Here is a 20,281-nt window from a genome sequence, read left to right on the forward strand (position 1 = left end):
TCTCTTTTTTTGGGGGGGAGGAATCAAGACTTGGCTTGCGGTTTGTCACGTAGTGCCCAAACCACACCTGCCAAGCAGAGTGCCATTCCGCTCCATTCTATCCAACCGGGTAAATAATTCTCTAATTGAATGGAAAGTAGTACGGAAATAATGGGGGTAATGACACCGATAAACACCGTTTTTTGCGCACCAATTCGATGGATTAGTGTGAAGTAACAGGCAAACGCAATGACGGATCCAAACAGCGAAAGATAAAGGAGAGAAAGCCAATAAGCGATATTTGTCGGCAGGCTCCAAGTCTGTCCGCTCAATAAGGCGAACAGGCTAATCCAAAGTGTTCCCCACGCCATCGCCCAAGCCATCGTTAACAGAATGTTTTGGCTATGTTGTCTGACTTTAATCACGGCTAAATTACCAAAGGTACTGGCTAAGGTGGCAGTGAGCGCTAAAACCAAACCCGGCAAAAAGTCTGTATGTTTTCCCGCGTGGGTTTCTATCCAATTTGCCCTCAATGCTGGATAGAACAAAAGTACGACCCCTGTAATGGAAACTGCAGCGGCCAACCAAATTTTTAGTGTGAGTGGTTTTCCAAAGAAAATTCTTTCAGCGATGGGTGACCAAATCACCATCAACGCAAATAAGACTGCGACTAGTGCGGAGACAAGATATTGCTCAGAAGAGTAGGTGCATAGATAACTCAGAGAAAACGTGAGAAAGCCTTGCAGGGCTAACCAACGATGCAAATGCCAAGGAACGGACAACTTATCTTTCCGCAAAAAGCACCATAAAAATAAGCTAATTGCCGCAATGCCAAAACGGTAGGCGACGGAGACTGCGGGTGCTACTTCACCCAATTGTTGGGTAATAGCCCAAAAAGTTGAACCCCAAATTAGAGAGGCGATAATAAAGAGAATCGAAGACGGCATAGAGCGAGTGTACCATTTTCCATTGACTATTTGCGTGCATACATTGCAAACGGGAGCAGGATGGTTCTGCGGGAACCTTATTGATCAATTGGATGTGTAGGACGCGGGATGTATCCCGCTCTGTCAGAATCCCCCGCGGCAGTTTCTAAGTACCGAATTCTTTCTTGGGTGGTCGGATGAGTTGAAAGGTAGGTTTCAATTTCATGGGTGATCCATGTGGGGGCAATGGGTTTGTTTTTTCCCATCGTATGTTTTTCTAGGTTGCGAAATAAGTGCGCTAAATGTTTTGGGGAAATGCCTTTTGACTTGAGTACCTGAATTGCATAGGTATCTGCTTGTCTTTCTTTTTCTTGAGAATACTGTGCACCGAGGAGAGCGCCGGCACCAGCAGAAACTAGCGAACTAAAGTCTCCAACTAGGGAACCGACCACAACAGTCATGAATGAGGTTTCCGTTAAATTTAGCATGCTGTGTCGAAGCTCGATGTGGGCAATTTCATGCGCAAGTAATCCAGCTAATTCATATTCGCCTTCTTGACTCAGTTGCTTTCCAGAGCGGGACAATAAGTCAAACATCGCATCTGTCACATAAATACTTCCATTCGGTAAAGCAAAGGCATTCGCCCCTAGCCTTTTGCTCGCGCGCATTTCAAGCCTGGGTTTTAGACGGGGATTAGTCGGTTGAATCCGACGAAAAACTTGAATAGCTTGATTGTATTGCGCATCGCTGGTCTTCGTTGGAGTAAGGTAAGCATCTTGTAGTAGAACTTCCGCTTGCTGGCCTAGAAATTCGTCTGCTGCTTGTGGAATAAGAGGAACGACCTGTCGTGCTAGCATCGGACCGCCATAGCGATAGGCGACGAATAGAAAGCTCAATGTCAAAACAATTGCAAGCAAAGCATATCGCCAGTGTTGTTGCCAGATCTCGACACGTGAGGGACGATAGGAAAGTACTTGAAGGATGAATTGTTGGTCGTCACGATTTTTAATCTCGCAATGCGTACCATCTTCAAACTCAAGTAATAAAGGCGCATTCGCGAAGGGTTCGAGCAATTGACTTTGGGTTGGCGAGAAATTTCTTTGGGCATTGTCGAAGATTAAGGAAATGATGTTTGTGTCAAATTGCACGCGGCACAGCTGAGGATTGCTGCTGAGTGAGTCGAAGTAGGTCGCGTTGACGGATCTTGTCATGTTTGTTGTCATGGCGCTCACCAAGATAAATCAAAACCAAAAAATTCAGCTGAGCTTTCGGCTGCTGCATTCTCCCCATCGTTTGTGCTGCTATGTGTGATCAATGACTGTTCACTCGCAAGGATAGCAATATAGGAAAGACGAAATTGATAACTGTTGACGACAGCAAATGGTCGATACAAGCCAAGACTGAAGAGAGTCAAGATAGCGTTCTTCGATTGCAGTCGTGTATAGGCCCAAAGTGGAAGTTGTGATTGAAAGCGTATGTCATCAAGGAGGCTGTGATTCCAGGCCTCGTTCCAGATTCGGGTTTGCAAATACGGTCCTAGAACTAAATAAGCAAGTAGAGTTACCACCCCCATTACGACTAAAGGCACCAACCATTTGATCATGGCGCTTTGTTCTCCTACATCATTTATCCCATGGGCAGCGACAATAATTCCGGTAAGAATACCGGCTAAAATTGTGAACAGCAGAATATAAATCCCTGTTAAGAAGTAAGGCCAAACAAAGGCGCCACCGGATAACGTGGAGGATGCGTGTTTTTGGCCAAACGCGAAGTTGGCATGTTGGTAGCGCTTCATCCGTGCGTGAAACCAAGGCCAAAGTAAATATAAGAGACTGGGTATCAAGCTATACCAAATTTCATCAGCAAGGACAGCAATTAAGGCAGGCAGGACAAACATGAGGGTGATCGGCAAATAGTTGGCATAGGCAGCCATCAAAGTCCCTGTAAAATCGAATCGTAGTCCTCGATAGCTAGTGTTGCGCAAGCGAAATCGTAAAGCACTGCGCATCATCCAAGGTATGCTGAAGAGCAAGAAAGTCGCGAACACAAGGGCGAATCCCTGTGACAACCCAAAAACATAGTGATACAAAAATAGGAGGACTGCGGCGATAATACGTCCTCGTAAAATTGTCAGTGGATTCCCATGAAAGTTAAAGCAAGCGCCAGCGATTTGGGTGTTCCTGTCAAAGTACTGGAGTCGCCTTACTTTTGCCCATGCCGAATAGATGCCTAGACTGATCAGTGTCAGGCACAAATTGACGATCCAAATCTTAAAATACTCTTGACCTGTTCCTGTAAAAATAGGCTGGTAACGATGTTCATCGTCGATCAATTTTTGCGATGCAGAACGAATATCCTGATGTACCAATTCCGTTGCGAAATCGAGATTCAGATGACTTCGAATGGGGGCGCTGGTTTGGGAGGAATCTTGATCGCTATTCGGTAGAGTCATTGCATCACGCACACAAAATGTCGTTCGGAAAAATATGAAATGATATTAACACAATGGAATCGATGAATAGACATAGGATGGATGACAAGCCGTCAATGGCAATTTGCTTCACCTCTATCGAGTACAGCTTCAGATCCGGTTGCGATAAATTGCCAGCGAAAGCTCTTTTCTTTTAATTCTAATTTCAATATGCCATGTTGGTCGTTTTGACGCATGGCGGTCGTTGGTTTGGAAAAAAATAGAGGCGATAATTTTGCCCCACCGGTTCCAACTACAAAGCTGTGGATGCCTGCTTGGGTGTCCTGCTCGAGATGTTTGTCTAATGGAACGAAGCGTTCATAGTGATGGTCATGACTAGCGAGAACAATATCTGCTTTTGCCTCAACTAAGATATCCCAAGCTGCACGCATAATAGCGACATTCCCATGACCACCTGACGAAACCACTGGATGATGCCAGAACGCGAGCAAGCAAGGCTGTGCATTTGACTTCAATTCCGCTGTAAGCCAATTTAATTGCGCTTGCATTGCTTCCCCTTTGATATTGCTGTTCAAAGAAAGAATGAGCCAATTGCCGATTTGACGGCGATAGTAGCCACGCCGATCAGGTCCTGCTAATTCATCAAAATAATTGTAGTAGCCCGCTGCAAAAGGAACGCCATAATCATGGTTGCCTGGAGAGGGCAAGGTTTTCGATTTGAACTTTCCCCAAGTTTTGTCATAGCACTCGCTGAATTCGGCGGGCCGACCGATTGGATAGGTGTTGTCGCCAAGTGTGACGACATAGGTGTTGGGGTCTTGATCGATGAATTTTGAGATGAGTTGGGCTGTTTGTTCGGCTTTGGTTTGTATCGCGGGAAGTTGGCGACAATCAGCGATGTCACCTGCCGCCAATAAGGTAATACTGGGTTTTTCTAATGCTTGTTTTTTTCTGCTAGACGATTTATTGACTTGAGCAAAACTATCCAAACTAGTAAGGTTGATGCTGCTTAGGATCAGGAGTGCAAGAAAGAAGCGGTTTTGCGTATGACGTTTTGTTGAGAATGGCATAGTGAAGAGGAAGCAAAAATCAAGCCTTTATTTTACTCCTGTCTGGTGCCGAGTCGTTGCGCTGCGGCGAATTTTCTGGTTTTCGATACCGTCGCGATGTCGACAATGCCCATTGATTGCTCAAACAAAGAACAGGCATTGTTCGCTCCACGAGTTCGTCGCACTTATCGATCGCTTATTGGGCAGTTTTCGATTGGTCACCCGCCGCGATGATTGATAAATTCTCGACTTGAATGAATTCGCGTATGGCTTGATTCACCTGTTTAACATTCAGAGCCGCAACCTTTGTCTCCAACGCTTTATCGAACTGCAGTGTGCGATTCAAGGATAGGTAGGCCGATAAGAGACTAGCTAAGCCACTATCTTGGCTACGCGTGACTTCTTCTGACTGCCTCCAGGCTTTTTTGGCTTCTGATAATTCGGCCTCGGTAAATCCTTCTTTTAGGACTAGTTGTAATTCTTCACGCAGGGCAGCCTCAACTTTGCCGACATTTTGTGGTGCGCTCATGGCATAGGCCGCCCACATACCAACTGGTTCGTGAGCAGGGACGCTGGCGAACGAACCAACCGCATAGGATAGCCCTTCTTTTTGTCGAATTCGGTCTGCTAGTCGGCTACGTAACGCGCCTCCACCTAACATGTGATTTGCCATCAGAAATGCGGGATACATGTCGGCCTGGTCATTCATGTTGATTGGATGAATGCTGAGTAAAAAACTACTCGTTTTATCGGGTGTGTTGAGGGCTAGTCTTTCACCACGAACTTGTTTAATCAGGTTGGGAATTCTTTGATAGCCTTGCTTTGCCTGCCATTTTCCAAATAAATTCTCTAACTGTCGTTTCAATGCGTCCTGATCAAAGTCGCCCACTGCAGCAAAATTGGCATGATTACTTCCGTAGAAGGCCGTATGAAATTGACGAAGTTGATCAACTTGGATTGTTTTTACTGCTTCAATTTGCTCTTGCAGAGTGTCGACATGCATGACATGTCCTTTTTCTCTTGCATCAATTAATCGTGCCATTGCGTTCGAAGCTTGGGCTTGTGGCTCAGGGATAGATTGTTCTATCGTGTTGATGAAAGCGAGTTGAAATTCTGTGAATTCATTGGCAGAAAAATTGGGCTTTTGTAAAACTTCGGCGAGTAAGTCAATGGTCGCTGGCAATTTATCGCGCGTCGTTGTAATGTTCGCAGTGATTCCTTGGGCTCCTCCGCTAATGCTGATGTCTGCATTCAATTGTGCGAAGGCGTCTTTGAGCTCTTGTCGTGATAGACGCTCTGTGCCTTTCATTAGCATAGCAGCGGTTATTTGCCCTACCTGTGCCAGACCCTGGAGACTATTCTCATTCCCCATATGAAGTTGCATATTCACATTGACCATTGCGCCTTTGGTCTTTTTGGGTAAAAGCGCGAGCTTCATTCCATTCGATAGCACGCTTCGTTGTGTGCGAGACTCAATGTTTTCAGGCGTCGTACTAAATGCCTCGCCTTGCGCAAGTACTGCCTGGCCACGATAGGCTTGCACCATGCTCTGCACGTCCGGTGTTGCGGGGACTTCAGTTCGATCTATGACATCGGTTGGAATAAAACGACCAATAGTGCGGTTGGTTTGTTTGAGATATTTCTCTGCGACCGATTGCAAATCAGATAGAGACATTTGATTTAGGCGATCGCGTTCGAGGAAAAATAGTCGCCAGTCGCCCGCGGCAAGTGATTCGGTTAAAGCGAGAGTGAGACTACTTGTGTCGGCTAAGGTGAGTTGGATATTCTTTCGAACACTTTGTTTTGCGCGTTCGAGTTCTTCTTGTGTAATGGGTTGCGATTTTAAATTCTCCAACACTTTCAACATGGTTTCTTGAACGAGTTCGAGATTACCGTCTTTAGCGACGCTTGCACCAAAGATGCCGTAGCTAGGTTCGAGATTGCTAACACTATTGAAACTCACTTCCGTCGCCAATTTGCTTTCAACCAATGCTTTGTGCAATCGACCACTCGGCGGACTAACGAGAATTTCCGCAAGTAGCGACAAGGCTGCTGACTCAATATGCGCGGATGGGGCGAAGTGGTAACCAACACCAAGATATTGGGTGCCGCCTGAGCGGCGGATAGTCACTGCACGTTCGCCATCCTGTGCTGGCTCGCTGGTATAGGTTGGTTCAATGACACGGTTTGGTTTAGGGATTTTTCCGAATACCTGTTGGATTAAGCGTAGGATTTTTTCTTCTTGAATTTGGCCTGCAATCATCAACACGGCATTGTCTGGCTGGTAGTATTTTTTGTAGAATGCACGAAGTCGTGGGATATTTACTTTTTCGATGTCTGAGCGGGCGCCTATCGTGGATTTGCCGTAGTTGTGCCAGTCGAATGCAAGCGCTTGGATCCGCTCAGTCGTTACGCCAACAGGGTCATTTTCGCCGATCTCAAATTCATTTCTCACGACAGTCATTTCCCCTTTTTGCGTGAGCGGATTCCACAAATCGTTTTGATCGATTGCGGCGTTGACCATGCGATCGGCTTCCATCGCTAACATTTGTTTAAGATTGTCGTCGTTGGCTGGAAAGGTGGCGTAATAGTTGGTCCTGTCATACCAAGTTGTCCCGTTAAACTCTGCGCCAGTTTGATTGAGTATCTCGACGGGTGTTTTACTTCCTTTCTTGCGACCAAAATTAGCACTAGGTTTAAACAAAAGATGCTCAAGTAAATGCGCCATGCCCGTTTCGCCATAATTTTCGTGACGTGAACCGACCATGTAAACCAAATTGGTTGTGATGGTTGGCTTACTTGCGTCTGGAAAGAGGAGTACCCGCAGACCATTGGCTAAGCGATATTCGGTAATCCCTTCGACTGAAGTGATTTTCTTTATGCCTAGCGATTTGTCGCAAGTTTGCGCTATGCCGACGGCGGAAGAATTGGGTTTCAGATTGGAACAAGCAAAGGAAGGCGAGATTAAACCAGCGCTGAGAAGGCAAAGGGACAACAATTTCACAAGAAATCCTTAAAAGTAGAGCAAGATGGGTAACATAGTTGATTCATATTTTAATTGCAATTTTTATTTTTCTATGAATTTTGGTAAGGAATCTATTGCAGCGCGAGTTTCGTCAGCTTGCTATCCTGGGTGTACATGTAATCAAGCATAGATCCCAGTTTATCCTTGCATCGCCAGAAAAAAGAAAGTGTGAGCACGCAATTGTTGAGAAAATTTTTCAAAGCAAAGTCAGTTGAATTGGCAGGTTTGTTTCGACTTTATCCCGCGATGCATCTAAATCTGTTTTAAGCGTTTGGGGGGATTTTATCGGAGCAGGTCGCGCCCACATTTTCTCCGCCGGAAACAAAGTCAAGTAGGCACGAGCAATTTCCGGATTAGTACAACTCAACCAGTCGTCATAATCCTCTTCGTGCAAAATGACTAAAGCACGTTTTTCATCTCCCGGTTGATGGAAGCGGCGCATCAAAGGATGTTCGTCGGCATTGATGGTAATCTGTGTGAACGAAAAGCTCTGTTGACCGTCCGGTTCGTCCCATATGCGATACAGTCCCGCAACCGCGAAGTCGCTGGCATCCTCGATGCCAATTTGCCAGCGTTCTGCTTTACCATTTTCATAATTCGGTTCGAAAAAATTTTGCAATGGAACCAAGCATCGTTGATTTGTTCTCCACGATTTTGCAAAACTGCGTAGTTCGCCTATGGTTTCCGCGCGCGCATTCATGGTGCTAAATCGCTTTGATCCCACTGGTATTTGGTTTTTAGGAATCATTCCATAAGTTCCCAATTGCGCTCGACGTCGCTTCAATGCATCGTGTGTGATGAATGGTGCACGATAGTCTTGCCATGTTTCAGGTCGCCATTCTTCACCAGTTTGGTCAAGTGCTTGAAATTTTGCTGCGATCTGGTCGCGTCGAGTTGGGGTGTAATTAACGCACATAGAAAAGAGGTAGTAAGAATTAACTGAACTGCGCTATATTGATTATGTTTCGCAAAAGCGATTGGCTTCTACTTTACTCGCTGTTGCGCTTTATGACTTTGGTATTTTACTTGCTGCGGAGGGATAGGATGTCATCAGGAATTGTGTCGATTGGTCAAATTGCAATTGCTGTCAGCGATATCCAGCGAGCAAAAGATTTTTATCATCAGGTACTCGGCCTTCCATGCTTATTCGACGCTCCTCCCCATTTAAGTTTTTTACAGTGTGGTGAAGTGCGTTTGATGCTGACCACATTACAAGGAGCGGAGAGTGATCATAGAACATCTGTAATTTACTACAAAGTGTCGGATATGACGCAAATCGTGCAAGAGTTAAAGAATAAGGGGCAGTTGCTAGTTCAAGAGCCCCAATTGGTTGCCAAGATGCCCGATCATACTTTGTGGATGGCATTTCTACGTGATCCTGACCAAAATTTGATCGGACTGATGGCAGAGAAGGCACTATAAAATGTCAATCTGCTAGTGAGTTTCAGCCAGTAGGCAGGTACTGTCGAGGTAGTTTGATATGCACCTCTTTGGAAGGCTAAAAGAAGATTGGCTAGCAGATGATTAACGACCCCGAAGCTACGCTTGTTCCGGCTGGCTTTGGGATTGAAATTCGATATGGATCATAAATCCTCCGAGTTGTTCTGAACGACTAGTTTTAATGACGAGTTGGTGCACCTCAGCGATCCGACGCACGATCGACCAGCCAAGACCGCTGCCGCTCTCGTGTTGTTCTGTGGTTCGGAAAAAACGCTCACCTAGCCGATCGATTGCGGCTTGATCTAATCCATTTCCACTGTCTTCAATTTCCACACATAGTTTTTTATCGACTTTATTTAGGCGGATATTGATGATGGCGTGCGAAGGGGAGTAGCGAATCGCATTGTCGATTAGGTTTCTGAAAAGTACTGTTAGGAGCAATTCATTTGCTTGAATTTGGTCAGATATCCCATCATCGCAATCAAAACTTAATTGCTGTTGTTTGTGGACGGCGCGCGGCGCCAAGTCCGCTAGGCATTGTTTGATGAGCCTTGATAAATGCGTACTCTGCAACGCAATTTGTGCCTGATTCTCTAGTTTGGCCAAGGTCAAGAGTTGGTCAACTAAACGGCCAGCGCGATCGCACGCAGTCAATGTATTTTGCATCGCCAGTTGTCGCCGAATCGGATCACTCTCTGCCATCGCAACTTGAGCTTGCGCGCGCAGTGCTGCAATGGGAGTGCGCAATTCATGAGCTGCATCGGCAGTAAAGCGTTGTTCCGCTTGATGCAATGCATTGGTGCGTTGGAATAGGTCGTTCAGAGCATTGAGCATAGGTAGAATTTCGATATTGCAGTGCTCGGTCGATAATGGTTCCAATGAACCCGCGTTACGTTGCTGTAGTGTGTAACTGAGATGCCGAAGTGGTCGCATACCACGCCGGATCGACCACCAAATCGCTAGCCCTAAGGCTGGTAGTGCTAATCCTAGAGGGACTAGTACGCTACGAAAAACGGCTTGCAAGATCGATGCACGTGTTTCAATCTTCTCGGCAACGAATACCTTGATATCGCTTTCTGCACCGTGAGTGGCAAAAACTCGCCAACTGTTTTCATCAATTTTGATCGTGCTAAAGCCTGCTGTAAAGTACTGATCGATAGGCCGAATTGGTGTGATCGGTGCGTTGGCTGATCGCAAACTGAGTCTGCCTTCGTGAAAAACTTGAAACAGCGTTTTCTGCGCGTATCGGTGTAGTACAGGTGCGTCAATTTGTTGCTCGTTTTCACCAATTTCATTGGCTTCCTGCACGACCAATAGGGACGCTGCTTGAGTTAGATGGCTATCGAGAATTTCATCAATTTCGTGACTAGCATCGAGCCAAGTCAAACTGGCAATCAAGATAAACACTGCTAGCACTGTTCCGAGTACGAGTGCAATTAATTCAGATTGCAGCGAGCTGGGTTTGGCGGTTTTCAATGCGTTGCAGCCTTTTGTAAGAGATATCCAACCCCGCGCACGGTATGAATATAGCCGGGACCGAGTTTGCGACGTAAGTTATGGATATAGACTTCGATCGTATTGCTTTCGACTTCTTGGCCCCAACTATACAGGTGCTGTTCTAATTGTTCACGTGATAAAACGCGATCGGCGTTGAGCATCATGGCCATAAGTAAATTGAATTCACGCGCGGATAGGTTAATTGGTTCTTGCTGCAGTTTGACGTTGCGAGCAGCAGGATCAAGCACTAAGTCTTGCACGCGCAAACATTCTTGACTCTGTCCGTGCGATCGGCGCACTAGCGCCCGAAGGCGAGCTGCTAATTCTTCTAGATCGACAGGCTTGGTCACGTAATCATCGGCACCGAGATTTAAGCCGCGCACTTTGTCAGGTAAAGCGTCACGCGCCGTCAAAATGAGAATCGGTGTGCTAATGCCATTTGCACGAATCGACGCTAATACCTCAAGTCCGTCTTTGCGCGGAAGACCGAGATCAAGAATTGCCGCCGCATAAGTACTGCCATTCATTGGTAGCGCACGTAGTTCGTGCTCGGCTGCCACGCCGTCGCGAACCCAGTCAACCTGAAAGCCGGATTGTCTGAGTCCAGCTTGCAGGCCATCGCCGAGTAAGGAATCATCTTCTGCTAATAAGATGCGCATTTAGTCGTCGTCTTCTTCATGTTGTGATTGATCGGCAGCACTGATTTGATGACTGTTTTGAGTTGGCTGCGCTATCGGCGCTTGCTGCCATTGCCAAAACCAAAAAGCCATGACGGACAATAGTATTACAAGCGCGACGCTACGCCAAGTTGAGGCAATGGCGGCGCTGGCGATGCGACGTTTTTTCCCAGTAATCATGGCCAGTGGCAGATTCTCTTTGTGCAGGTGGCTGGAAATGAGAACCGCAGTGATGTGAATGCATACGATGGCAAGCATAGTGTTGGCAAGGAATTCATGCGTTTCCTCAATCCATTCACCCCCCAAATCGTTATACAGGGCGTAACCCGAGACGCTTATTGCTGCCCCCAAGCCTAATAACAAGAGGACGGCAATGGCTCCGGCTGGATTGTGTCCCGTGAAGTGTTCGGGTGATGTAGTCATCAGGCTACGTAAATACTGCAACACCGCGCTCGGACTACGGACGAACACGGAAAAGCGGGCATAGCGAGTGCCGATCACACCCCAAATTACACGAAAGGCGATTAAGCCACCCATGGTGTAGCCTAAGGTCACATGGAGCAAGCGCCAGCTTTCGCTTTCTGCGGTTAAGTAAGCGCCTGTGAAACATAGCGCAATCAACCAGTGGATTAAACGTACAGGTAGATCCCATACTTTTACATAATCGGGTTTGCTATGACTAGCGAGTTCTGCGTTTGACATTGTATTTGGCTTGCTAGCATCGCTAGCGTTAGCGGGGGATGCGGACACGGTGTTCATTGAAATCTCCTAAATTTGCTTGTTGATGACAGGCCATGCAATTGGATGGGCTTTTGACAGCGGCTAACTTCCAGGTTTGCGCTGATACTTCGTCATGTTTGCGGATAAACCATGCGGATCGGGTGATGCGATCTTGCGGTGCTTCGCTGGTGACGCGTTTGTAAGTGCCGCCATAGAGCTGTAGCCATTGACTGATTTGTTGCACGCTGGCATTATCAAGTGAGGCATCGGTGCCAAAGTGATTGGGTAAATTGTTCATCAGGCGCTTCCATGAGGCAGTCGGTAACATGCCTGCTGGATAGGCTATGTGGCAGGCTGCGCACTCTTGTTGATATTTGGGTGACGCCGGAATGGCTGCGTGATTCGTTTTTTGGTCGGCGAACACAAGCTGAAAGCTGCATAAGCCCAGCATGACGACTAAATTCTTCAAGGCCGTTCTCGGACTTTTCGGAAATGCGAGGTTTTTCATTGTTGATCCCTAGAGTTTGATTAGCCAACTAAGAATGTCAGCCTTTTCACTGTTCGTGCATTCCCGTCCGAAGACATCATTGCAATTGCGACGCAGCCACTTTTCAACCTTACTGGTGTCGGTGAAACGTTCAGGATTGAAGCTCGGTGCTAGTGGCGTGATATTTTTCCCAGTCGATGCATGCTTGCCAGTTTGAGTAGGTGGGTTGCCATGACAAGAGCTACAGCTCCAATCTCGTCCATGATTCGATGTAAATAAAACCTGACCGCGATTTGCTGATGCGGTCTGTTTCGACAAGGCCTCGTACTGCTTGAGTATGGTCAGCGGTGTCTCCGCTGATACGGTTGGCGAAATAGCGATACTGCCCATCAGTAATAAACTGAGTAAGGGTGTTGCGATTGATTGCTTGACTTTGTTGACAGATGTAATTTGATTCATAGCGCCTCCATGAATGACATAGTGGCGTAGGAATCTTAAAGTTGGCTTAAGTCGAGTAATGGCCAGGTTTTACCGTGGAGTTTGTGATCGATAAGACAGTGACTGCTACACATTCATGATGAGTTAAATGCGCTTCAAATCCGCCTTGCGGTGATCCCTTGTTCAGTGATGATTGCGTTTAAAGGCAAATCAAATTCTTCTGCGATAAAGTTTGTTTCTAGCAATTGATAGGCAACACCAATGCTGCGTACCGATGGAAACTTTGCTAATGTGCGGTCATAAAAACCACCGCCGTAACCCAATCGGTAGCAAGCAGAATTAAAACCAACACAAGGGATGATAATCAAGTCGGGTTGAATCGCTTGTTCGCGCCGCTGGGGAATTGGAATGCCATATTCGTCCTGCTCCATCGCATCTCCCGGTACCCATGCAACAAACTTCAACGCCTCCACTTTGGACACGACGATAGGCAACGCGAGCTGATATCCTGCAATATGAAGTTGTTGAAAGCAGTCCTGTAACTCAGGCTCTTGTTTGATTGGCCAATAGATGCCGATTTGTTTTGGAGCGAATTGGCGAATTTCTTGTAAGAGGTGATGGGCGATTAGTCTGTCCCAATCTTGTTTGACAGGCAAGGGAATGTCATGCCGTTGTCGCCTTAGGGTATGACGCAATTGCGCGCGGATTGGGAGTAATGCGGGTATTTGCGCTTTTACGCTATCTGGTGGCTGTGTCATACTGTCAAACATTGGTTAATCAGTTAATTAAATTATTGCAAAATTAATTGAATCCTAAAAGTTTTAAAGGAATTAGCTTAAAAAATGTTAGAACATCAGTGTGGGGTCATTCCAATGTCGAAGCGACTTATCGGCATTTCAAGCATTATGCTTGCCCTCTTTTCACCAGTCGCAATGTCCACTGGCGCAGCAGAATTGCCGTCCTCTTATTTACCCGTTGGTATGTTACCAGACCCAGGGTTAGTGAACGACGACGATCGCTTCATGGCCTTGCGTGACGCGGCAATGCATGATGATGCGAAAGCTGCTCAAATGCACGCATCACAATTGACGAATTACGCCATTCCATCGTACGTCGAATATTATGTTCTTAGGACCCGGATCCGTTCGATTTCAGCAGCTGAAATTCAGACTTTCTTTAAAAAATATGAAGGAAGCGCCATTGCTGATCGGCTTCGAAATGATTGGTTATTGGTTTTGGGGTTTCGTGGTGATTGGACCAATTTTGATCAACAATTGCCCTTGTACGTGGTCAATGATGATAGTCAGGTCAAGTGCTACGCTTTGCTTTCTAAAGCAATCAAACAACAGCGGGTCGCGGTCGAGGCGCGAGCTTTGATCACTTCACCTAAACAATATGGTGATGGCTGTTATCAGTTAATAAATGTGTTGTATGAACAAGGCCAGTTCACCGACGCTGACATTTGGGCGCAAATGCGGATCGCTTCAGAATCGTCCGCGATGCCTCTCGCAAAACGTTTAGGAAAGATGCTCAATATTCCTGAGAAGCGTTTGGTCGAGGCGATGGATAAACCAGCGAATTTGTTCAAAAAAGAACCTGCGAATGATCGTATTAGCAGAGAATTGTTTTTAATGGCGCTGGGTAGGGCTGCGAAAAATGATCCAGAAAAATCTGTACAAGCTTTGAAAAAATATGCAGGACGATTAAACAGCGCAGAGAAAGCGCAAGCTTGGGCGAACATTGCCTTACCCGCGTCGCAAAAATTGCAAGCAGAAGCATTGAGCTATTGGAAGCAAGCGGACAGCGCTCATCTTAGCTTAGAGGCTTACCAATGGCGCACGAGAATGGCGTTGCGGGAAGGGGACTGGAAGATGGTGAAGAATACCATTGCGACGATGCCCATTAGCTTGAAAAACCAGCCAACTTGGATTTATTGGCATGGTCGAGCCTTACTGCAAGAGGGGAAAAAAGAAGAAGCGTTGGCGACTTTTGCCAGTATTTCAGATCAAATGCATTTTTATGGGCAGCTCGCTTTGGAGGAGCGAGGACAAAAAATTGGCGCCCCTGTTTTAGCGAAACCTGTGACGCAGGAAGAGTTAATTCCCATTACACAAAATCCGAATTTGCAAAGAGCACTCAAGTTTTATGCAATGAATTTACGTTTTGAAGGGACACGTGAGTGGAATTGGGCACTCCGTAGCATGAATGAGCGTGAACTGTTGGCGGCAGCAGAATTTGCACGGCAAAACGAGTTATTGGACAGGATGGTGAATACGTCCGATAAAACCAAATCGGATATCGATTTTAATCAGCGTTTTCCTACGCCATTTAATGACAGCATGTATAAGGCCACGCAAGCAGTTGGCGTCGATATGGCTTGGGTGTACGGTTTGATTCGACAAGAATCGCGTTTTGCAACCGCTGCGAAATCTCATGTTGGGGCATCTGGTTTGATGCAAGTCATGCCCAAGACTGCGAAATGGGTCGCGAAAAAAATTGGATTGTCGAATTATGTTCCGCATCAAGTCAACGAAGTGGAGACCAATATCGCATTGGGAACGAATTACTTGAACATGGTGCTAACTGATTTAGGTGGATCACAAGCTTTGGCATCGGCTGCATACAATGCAGGACCTGGCAGACCCAGAGCTTGGCGCGCGACTTTAACGCGTCCGGTTGAAGGTGCGATATTTGCAGAAACGATTCCGTTTTCTGAGACCCGTGATTATGTGAAGAATGTGTTGTCGAATGCAACCTATTACGCAGCGATCTTTGAAAAGAAACCGCAATCGCTCAAAAACCGTTTAGGAATTGTGATTCCGAAAGGAATGAGCGCAGATGAACCAGAATACCAGTAGGAGCAGATGATGCAAACAAATGACGATCTCGATTTACAACCGACTCTGGCGCCATTGCATAACGCCATGCGTAAAAGTAATTACCGCTTGGTGATCGGGAATAAAAATTATTCTTCGTGGTCGATGCGTCCTTGGTTAGTGATGAAAGCCTTCGGCATTCCATTTGAAGAAATCCGAATTGTTCTCGATAGACCTGATACTACTCAAAAAATTTCTGAATATTCCTTGTCGGGTCGGGTCCCTGTTTTGTTGGGTGATGATTTGGTGATTTGGGATTCCCTCGCAATCTGTGAGTATTTGGCAGAACGTTTCCCCGACTACAACCTGTGGCCAGAGAGTGTGGCAGCGCGCGCGGCAGCGCGAAGTATTTGCGCAGAGATGCATTCTGGTTTTAGTGCCTTGCGTGCCGCGATGCCTATGAATATTCGTGCGCATTTCCCTGGCAAAGGTCGAACTGCTGGATCTCAGGCGGATATCGGACGTATTAGCGAAATTTGGGAAGATTGTTTATCAAGCTATGGCGCACATCGGTTTTTGTTTGGTGACTTTTCGATCGCGGATGCATTCTTTGCGCCGATCGTGATGCGATTTAAAACCTATGGTGTCTCATTGGCTCCGGCCTTGCAAGCATACTGTGAACGGATTGAAGCGCATACAGCGGTCACTCAGTGGGTGCTTGGGGCGATCGATGAAAAAGACGATATGCCAAAATATGATTTTCCCTGATAGCACTTTCTCTAGAAGAGAAATTCAATGAAAACTTATGTAGTGGGCGGTGCGGTTCGTGATGCTTTGCTGGGTTTGCCTGTTCAAGACCGAGACTATGTGGTGGTGGGTGCGACACCAGAGCAAATGGTGGCCAAGGGGTTTAAACCTGTCGGTAAAGATTTTCCCGTTTTTTTGCATCCTCACACGAATGAAGAGTATGCCCTTGCAAGAACCGAGCGCAAGACCGCAGCAGGATATAAAGGCTTCGTTTTTCATACTGATCCGACGGTGAGTTTAGAACAAGATTTGGTTCGACGTGACCTCACCATCAATGCGATTGCGCGTGATGAACAAGGTGTTCTGATTGATCCATATCATGGACGTGCAGATCTTGAAAAAGGTCTATTTCGACATGTTTCATCAGCTTTTGAAGAAGACCCTGTTCGAATATTGAGGATAGCGCGCTTTGCTGCACGTTTTTCTGTTGCACCCCATGCTTTTACTGTTGCACCCGAAACGATGGAGTTGATGAAGTCGATGGTAGCAGCGGGGGAGGTCGATGCCTTAGTGCCTGAGCGAGTCTGGCAAGAGATCTCGCGCGGTCTAATGGAACAAAAGCCATCGCGTATGTTTGAAGTCTTACGGGAATGTGGTGCACTCGCCCGTCTGATGCCAGAGCTAAACGCACTGTGGGGTGTGCCGCAGCCAGCAAAATTTCATCCGGAGATTGATACAGGCGCGCACATCATGCTAGTTGTGGATTACGCGGCACAGCAAAATTATTCTCTCTCTATTCGGTTTGCTGCTTTGTTGCACGATCTGGGTAAAGCGGTGACAGATTCCAATTTATGGCCGCGTCATCACGGACATGAGGCGCTGGGTGTTGATCTGGTGAAGAAACTCTGCGAACGCTTGAGAGTACCTGTCGATTGTCGAGAACTCGCCGTGATGACGACTCGTGACCATGGTAACGTTGGCCGAAGTCGCGAGATGAGAGCCGCGACTCTGCAGGATATGCTGGAGAGAAATGATGCATTTCGAAAGCCTCAACGCTTTTTAGACATGCTAAAAGCGGCAGAGTGTGATTGTTTTGGTCGTTCGGGCCTGGACGATATCCAATTCCCACAAGTCGGCTTTTTAACCTCAGTTTTGAATGCGGCCTTAGCAGTCAATGCAGGTGCCGTCGCGCAACCATATCTCGGACAACCGCAGAAAATTGCAGAAGTGGTGCGGGTTGCCCGAATCAATGCAATTCGACCTTTACTCAACATCCAACACGACGGTGATTAAGTGCGTGTACTGCCTTAGTAACAATGCCATTTCTCTTAAACTCGGCCAGTCATTTGTCGAGGCGGTCGACAATTCGTTGAGATAGTTTGTAATCATCTCGTCACATCTCTTTTTTAAAATTACGTTCATAAAAAATACACCAAGTGATAACAATCCAAGGTGTTGGAACAGATATTAAATGCAGATGATAGAGAAAAACATGTTACAGAAATCCTTGAAATGCCTCTTTGCCTCGATGTTTTTTTGCGGCGCTGCTGCCAGTGCAGACTATCGACCCATTCAAGCACCCGGCGTGAATACGCCACCACCGCTTTTGACCGCAGGTATGTTTCGTCTTGAGTCCGAGCGTAGTTATAAATTAAGTTTGCAAATGGCTTTGGGCATCATGAGTGGTCAAACCGAGTTGGAGCGTGCACGATCCTTTGAAACCATTGCACGTTTGAGAAAAGAACTATCACGCCAGGTGCGCTCAGAGAAAGCGGGGAAAGCATTTAATCGTGTCAATGTCGCGCTGAATGATCAAGTGGAGTCCTTGCCCAGTTTAAATGTGAAGACCGCTGCAGCAATGTACGATGTCAACGAAGATTTGTTGATCAAGATGAATTTTCTCTCTTTCGCGATTGAGGCTGAATCGAATGATCCCAGTTCGCGAGTATCTGGCCTAGCCCTGCGCCAAGCATCCTTAGCACAGCGCATGGCAAAAATTGTTCTGCTCCGTTTCATGGATAAAAATATGCAAGGAAAGCAGGGCTTACAAGTTGACTTGGCTCAGTCGCGTATTGAATTCATTAATGGTATGAATCTCTTGGCGGATGAGGCACAGCACGATAAAGCTTTGAAAGATCGTCTGAAGCTGGCTCAACAGCAATGGCTATTTTATGAAAAGGCATTGAGTTCTCCTAGTTTCAAGGCCGAAGATTTACGCAATATTTCTTCCACTAGCGATCGCATCGCGCAAATGATGGTGGAGATCGTTCGTTTGGGATATGGCTTGATGCCGGATCCGACCATCATCGCAGAACGTTGATCATCAATTTACTTTTCCCACGCTTGTCTGAACTGTCTGGATTACCTATGAAACCTTCCCAACATAAGCAAATACTGAGTGCATTTTCTTTGATGCTGTTTGCAGCGATGATGAGCGTGCAAGCATGCAAGGCCCAAGCACAAACACAAACGCTCTCCGCAGCGACAATTAAAATTGATGGATCTAGCACTGTATTTCCAATCACGGAAGCCATGTCTGAAAGTTTTCGAGAAAAAAATCCTCAGGTTAAATTCACAATTGGTATCGCTGGAACTGGTGGTGGCTTCAAAAAATTCTGTAAAGGTGAAACGGACATCTCGGATGCATCTCGTCCTATCCTTAAAAAGGAAATGGTCGAATGCGCAAAAAATGGCATTTACTATTTAGAATTGCCGGTGGCTTTTGATGCTGTGACCGTAGTGATTCATCCTAAGAATAAGTTTCTAAGTAAGATCACGGTCGACGAACTTAAGAAGATTTGGGAGCCCGCTGCCCAAGGTCAAATAGTGACTTGGAATCAAGTGAATCCAGCTTGGCCAAAAACACCTATCAAACTGTATGGTCCAGGCGTCGAGTCCGGCACTTTTGACTATTTTACCGAAGCGATTAACGGAAAGGCAAAGTTGAGTCGCACCGATTTCACTACGTCAGAGGATGATAATGTGATCGTGCAAGCGGTGTCACGCGATGTGAACGCAATGGGTTATCTCGGCTATGCGTACTATTCAGAAAATAGCAAGCAATTGAAGGCCGCGGCAATTGTTGCGAAAAATGCGAAGCTCGCTGTTTTGCCTTCTGTCAAATCCGTACTGGATGCGAGCTATCAACCTTTGGCAAGGCCACTCTTCATTTATGTGAATGTCAAAGCCGATCAACGTCCAGAAGTCGCCGCGTTTGTCGATTATTATCTCAATCACGCTGAAACGGTGGCGAAACAAGTCAAATACATTCCTTTGTCGATGAAAGATTATCGTCATACGATGGTCAACTATAAAATCAAAAAAACAGGAACGGCATTCGGTGGTGAAGCTGAAGTTGGCGTGACGATTGAGGAACTATTGAAGCGCGAGCCTAAGAATTAAAAATCTTTGCAAAAGACGTATAAGCTGATGGGTGGAGTTGATTGTCGGTTCTAAATTCCACTTAAAGGCAAAGCGGTTGTGTCTTTAATCTCTTGTAAAGCAAAGCTAGACTTGACGTCGAGTACGGCGGAATGTTTGAGTAGCGTTTCCATCATAAAACGCGAAAAGTGATTCATATCTTCCACGCGTACGCGTAACAAATAATCCATTTCACCCGTCATCGCATAGCAGGCAACGACCTCCGGCCATTGCTCGACTGACGCAGCGAAATCGATACGTGGTGAGCGTGAATTGCCTTTCGCGGGCGTATCGGTATGTTTTTCCAGCCTTACGTTGATGTAGGCGAGCAAGCCCAATCCAATTTTCTCCGCTTCAATTAGCGCGACATACTTGCGGATCACACCTGCGTCTTCTAATCTTTTAATGCGCCGCAAACAAGGTGACGGAGAGAGATTGACGCGCTCTGCCACCTCTTGATTGGTCAGGCGACCATCGGCTTGCAAGATTGCTAAAATTTTACGATCAATCTTGTCGAGTTCTATTTTTGTCATTTTATGCTCCATTATTTCGATATTTGGCAATATTATTGCTTAAATTTACAGTGCTGTGCGTGATTTTGGCATTTTATGGCGTATTCCAAGCTTTAT

19 protein-coding genes are annotated in these 20,281 nt (G+C 46.3%); 6 read left to right on the plus strand and 13 right to left on the minus strand.

Annotated features, from left to right (window positions below):
• Positions 1–23 precede the first annotated feature (23 nt).
• The 6 genes from KDM90_RS13320 to KDM90_RS13345 all read right to left on the minus strand — a co-directional run bounded on the left by KDM90_RS13320 (position 24) and on the right by KDM90_RS13345 (position 8,326).
• Positions 24–926 (minus strand): DMT family transporter, encoded by a 903-nt coding sequence (locus KDM90_RS13320; protein WP_212676099.1) that lies wholly within the window; start codon positions 924–926, stop codon positions 24–26.
• Positions 927–1,003: 77 nt separating this feature from the next.
• Complete coding sequence (locus KDM90_RS13325) at positions 1,004–2,116, minus strand: M48 family metallopeptidase (protein WP_212676100.1); 1,113 nt, start codon at positions 2,114–2,116, stop codon at positions 1,004–1,006.
• Between the two features lie 17 nt (positions 2,117–2,133).
• Positions 2,134–3,357, minus strand: a complete 1,224-nt coding sequence (locus KDM90_RS13330) for a YjgN family protein (protein ID WP_212676101.1) — start codon at positions 3,355–3,357, stop codon at positions 2,134–2,136.
• Between the two features lie 92 nt (positions 3,358–3,449).
• The gene (locus tag KDM90_RS13335) at positions 3,450–4,406 is read right to left on the minus strand and encodes a metallophosphoesterase family protein (protein ID WP_212676102.1); all 957 of its coding nucleotides are present in this window, start codon (positions 4,404–4,406) and stop codon (positions 3,450–3,452) included.
• A 175-nt stretch (positions 4,407–4,581) separates the two neighbouring features.
• Positions 4,582–7,389: a M16 family metallopeptidase gene (locus KDM90_RS13340; protein WP_212676103.1), complete on the minus strand. Its 2,808-nt coding sequence runs from the start codon at positions 7,387–7,389 to the stop codon at positions 4,582–4,584.
• Between the two features lie 217 nt (positions 7,390–7,606).
• Positions 7,607–8,326, minus strand: coding sequence for an SOS response-associated peptidase (locus tag KDM90_RS13345; protein WP_212676104.1), 720 nt, complete (start codon positions 8,324–8,326; stop codon positions 7,607–7,609).
• Between the two features lie 128 nt (positions 8,327–8,454).
• On the opposite strand from KDM90_RS13345, the gene KDM90_RS13350 reads away from it, so the two are divergent.
• Complete coding sequence (locus KDM90_RS13350) at positions 8,455–8,832, plus strand: VOC family protein (protein WP_212676105.1); 378 nt, start codon at positions 8,455–8,457, stop codon at positions 8,830–8,832.
• Positions 8,833–8,949: 117 nt separating this feature from the next.
• Here the strand turns inward: KDM90_RS13350 and KDM90_RS13355 are convergent, their stop codons facing one another.
• The 6 genes from KDM90_RS13355 to KDM90_RS13380 form a co-directional block, all read right to left on the minus strand.
• On the minus strand, positions 8,950–10,326 hold the full coding sequence (locus KDM90_RS13355; protein ID WP_212676106.1) for an ATP-binding protein: 1,377 nt from the start codon (positions 10,324–10,326) through the stop codon (positions 8,950–8,952).
• The gene (locus tag KDM90_RS13360) at positions 10,323–11,006 is read right to left on the minus strand and encodes a response regulator transcription factor (RefSeq protein WP_212676107.1); all 684 of its coding nucleotides are present in this window, start codon (positions 11,004–11,006) and stop codon (positions 10,323–10,325) included. Before KDM90_RS13360 ends, KDM90_RS13355 begins: the two co-directional genes overlap by 4 nt.
• On the minus strand, positions 11,007–11,783 hold the full coding sequence (locus KDM90_RS13365) for a cytochrome b/b6 domain-containing protein (protein WP_230409794.1): 777 nt from the start codon (positions 11,781–11,783) through the stop codon (positions 11,007–11,009). It abuts the gene before it with no gap.
• Positions 11,755–12,252 (minus strand): diheme cytochrome c, encoded by a 498-nt coding sequence (locus KDM90_RS13370; protein WP_230409795.1) that lies wholly within the window; start codon positions 12,250–12,252, stop codon positions 11,755–11,757. The genes KDM90_RS13365 and KDM90_RS13370 overlap by 29 nt, the downstream gene beginning before the upstream one ends.
• Before the next feature lie 9 nt (positions 12,253–12,261).
• Complete coding sequence (locus KDM90_RS13375) at positions 12,262–12,690, minus strand: DUF1924 domain-containing protein (protein WP_438947438.1); 429 nt, start codon at positions 12,688–12,690, stop codon at positions 12,262–12,264.
• Positions 12,691–12,824: 134 nt separating this feature from the next.
• Positions 12,825–13,427 (minus strand): 5-formyltetrahydrofolate cyclo-ligase, encoded by a 603-nt coding sequence (locus KDM90_RS13380; protein WP_212676108.1) that lies wholly within the window; start codon positions 13,425–13,427, stop codon positions 12,825–12,827.
• Positions 13,428–13,511: 84 nt separating this feature from the next.
• Between KDM90_RS13380 and KDM90_RS13385 the strand changes: the two genes are divergently transcribed.
• The 5 genes from KDM90_RS13385 to KDM90_RS13405 all read left to right on the plus strand — a co-directional run bounded on the left by KDM90_RS13385 (position 13,512) and on the right by KDM90_RS13405 (position 19,634).
• Positions 13,512–15,527: a lytic transglycosylase domain-containing protein gene (locus KDM90_RS13385; RefSeq protein ID WP_230409796.1), complete on the plus strand. Its 2,016-nt coding sequence runs from the start codon at positions 13,512–13,514 to the stop codon at positions 15,525–15,527.
• 9 nt (positions 15,528–15,536) lie between these two features.
• On the plus strand, positions 15,537–16,253 hold the full coding sequence (locus KDM90_RS13390; protein WP_212676206.1) for a glutathione S-transferase family protein: 717 nt from the start codon (positions 15,537–15,539) through the stop codon (positions 16,251–16,253).
• Positions 16,254–16,280: 27 nt separating this feature from the next.
• Complete coding sequence (locus KDM90_RS13395) at positions 16,281–17,525, plus strand: multifunctional CCA addition/repair protein (RefSeq protein ID WP_212676109.1); 1,245 nt, start codon at positions 16,281–16,283, stop codon at positions 17,523–17,525.
• 199 nt (positions 17,526–17,724) lie between these two features.
• Positions 17,725–18,552: a hypothetical protein gene (locus KDM90_RS13400; protein WP_212676110.1), complete on the plus strand. Its 828-nt coding sequence runs from the start codon at positions 17,725–17,727 to the stop codon at positions 18,550–18,552.
• 47 nt (positions 18,553–18,599) lie between these two features.
• Complete coding sequence (locus tag KDM90_RS13405) at positions 18,600–19,634, plus strand: PstS family phosphate ABC transporter substrate-binding protein (protein WP_230409797.1); 1,035 nt, start codon at positions 18,600–18,602, stop codon at positions 19,632–19,634.
• A gap of 50 nt (positions 19,635–19,684) precedes the next feature.
• On the opposite strand, the gene KDM90_RS13410 is transcribed toward KDM90_RS13405, so the two are convergent.
• A complete protein-coding gene (locus KDM90_RS13410; RefSeq protein WP_212676111.1) occupies positions 19,685–20,185 on the minus strand; it encodes an Lrp/AsnC family transcriptional regulator in 501 nt (166 codons plus the stop codon).
• Positions 20,186–20,281 lie beyond the last annotated feature (96 nt).

It is taken from the genome of Affinundibacterium fentianense, assembly GCF_018139545.1.
GTDB classification, from domain to species: Bacteria; Pseudomonadota; Gammaproteobacteria; order Burkholderiales; family Burkholderiaceae_D; genus Undibacterium; species Undibacterium fentianense.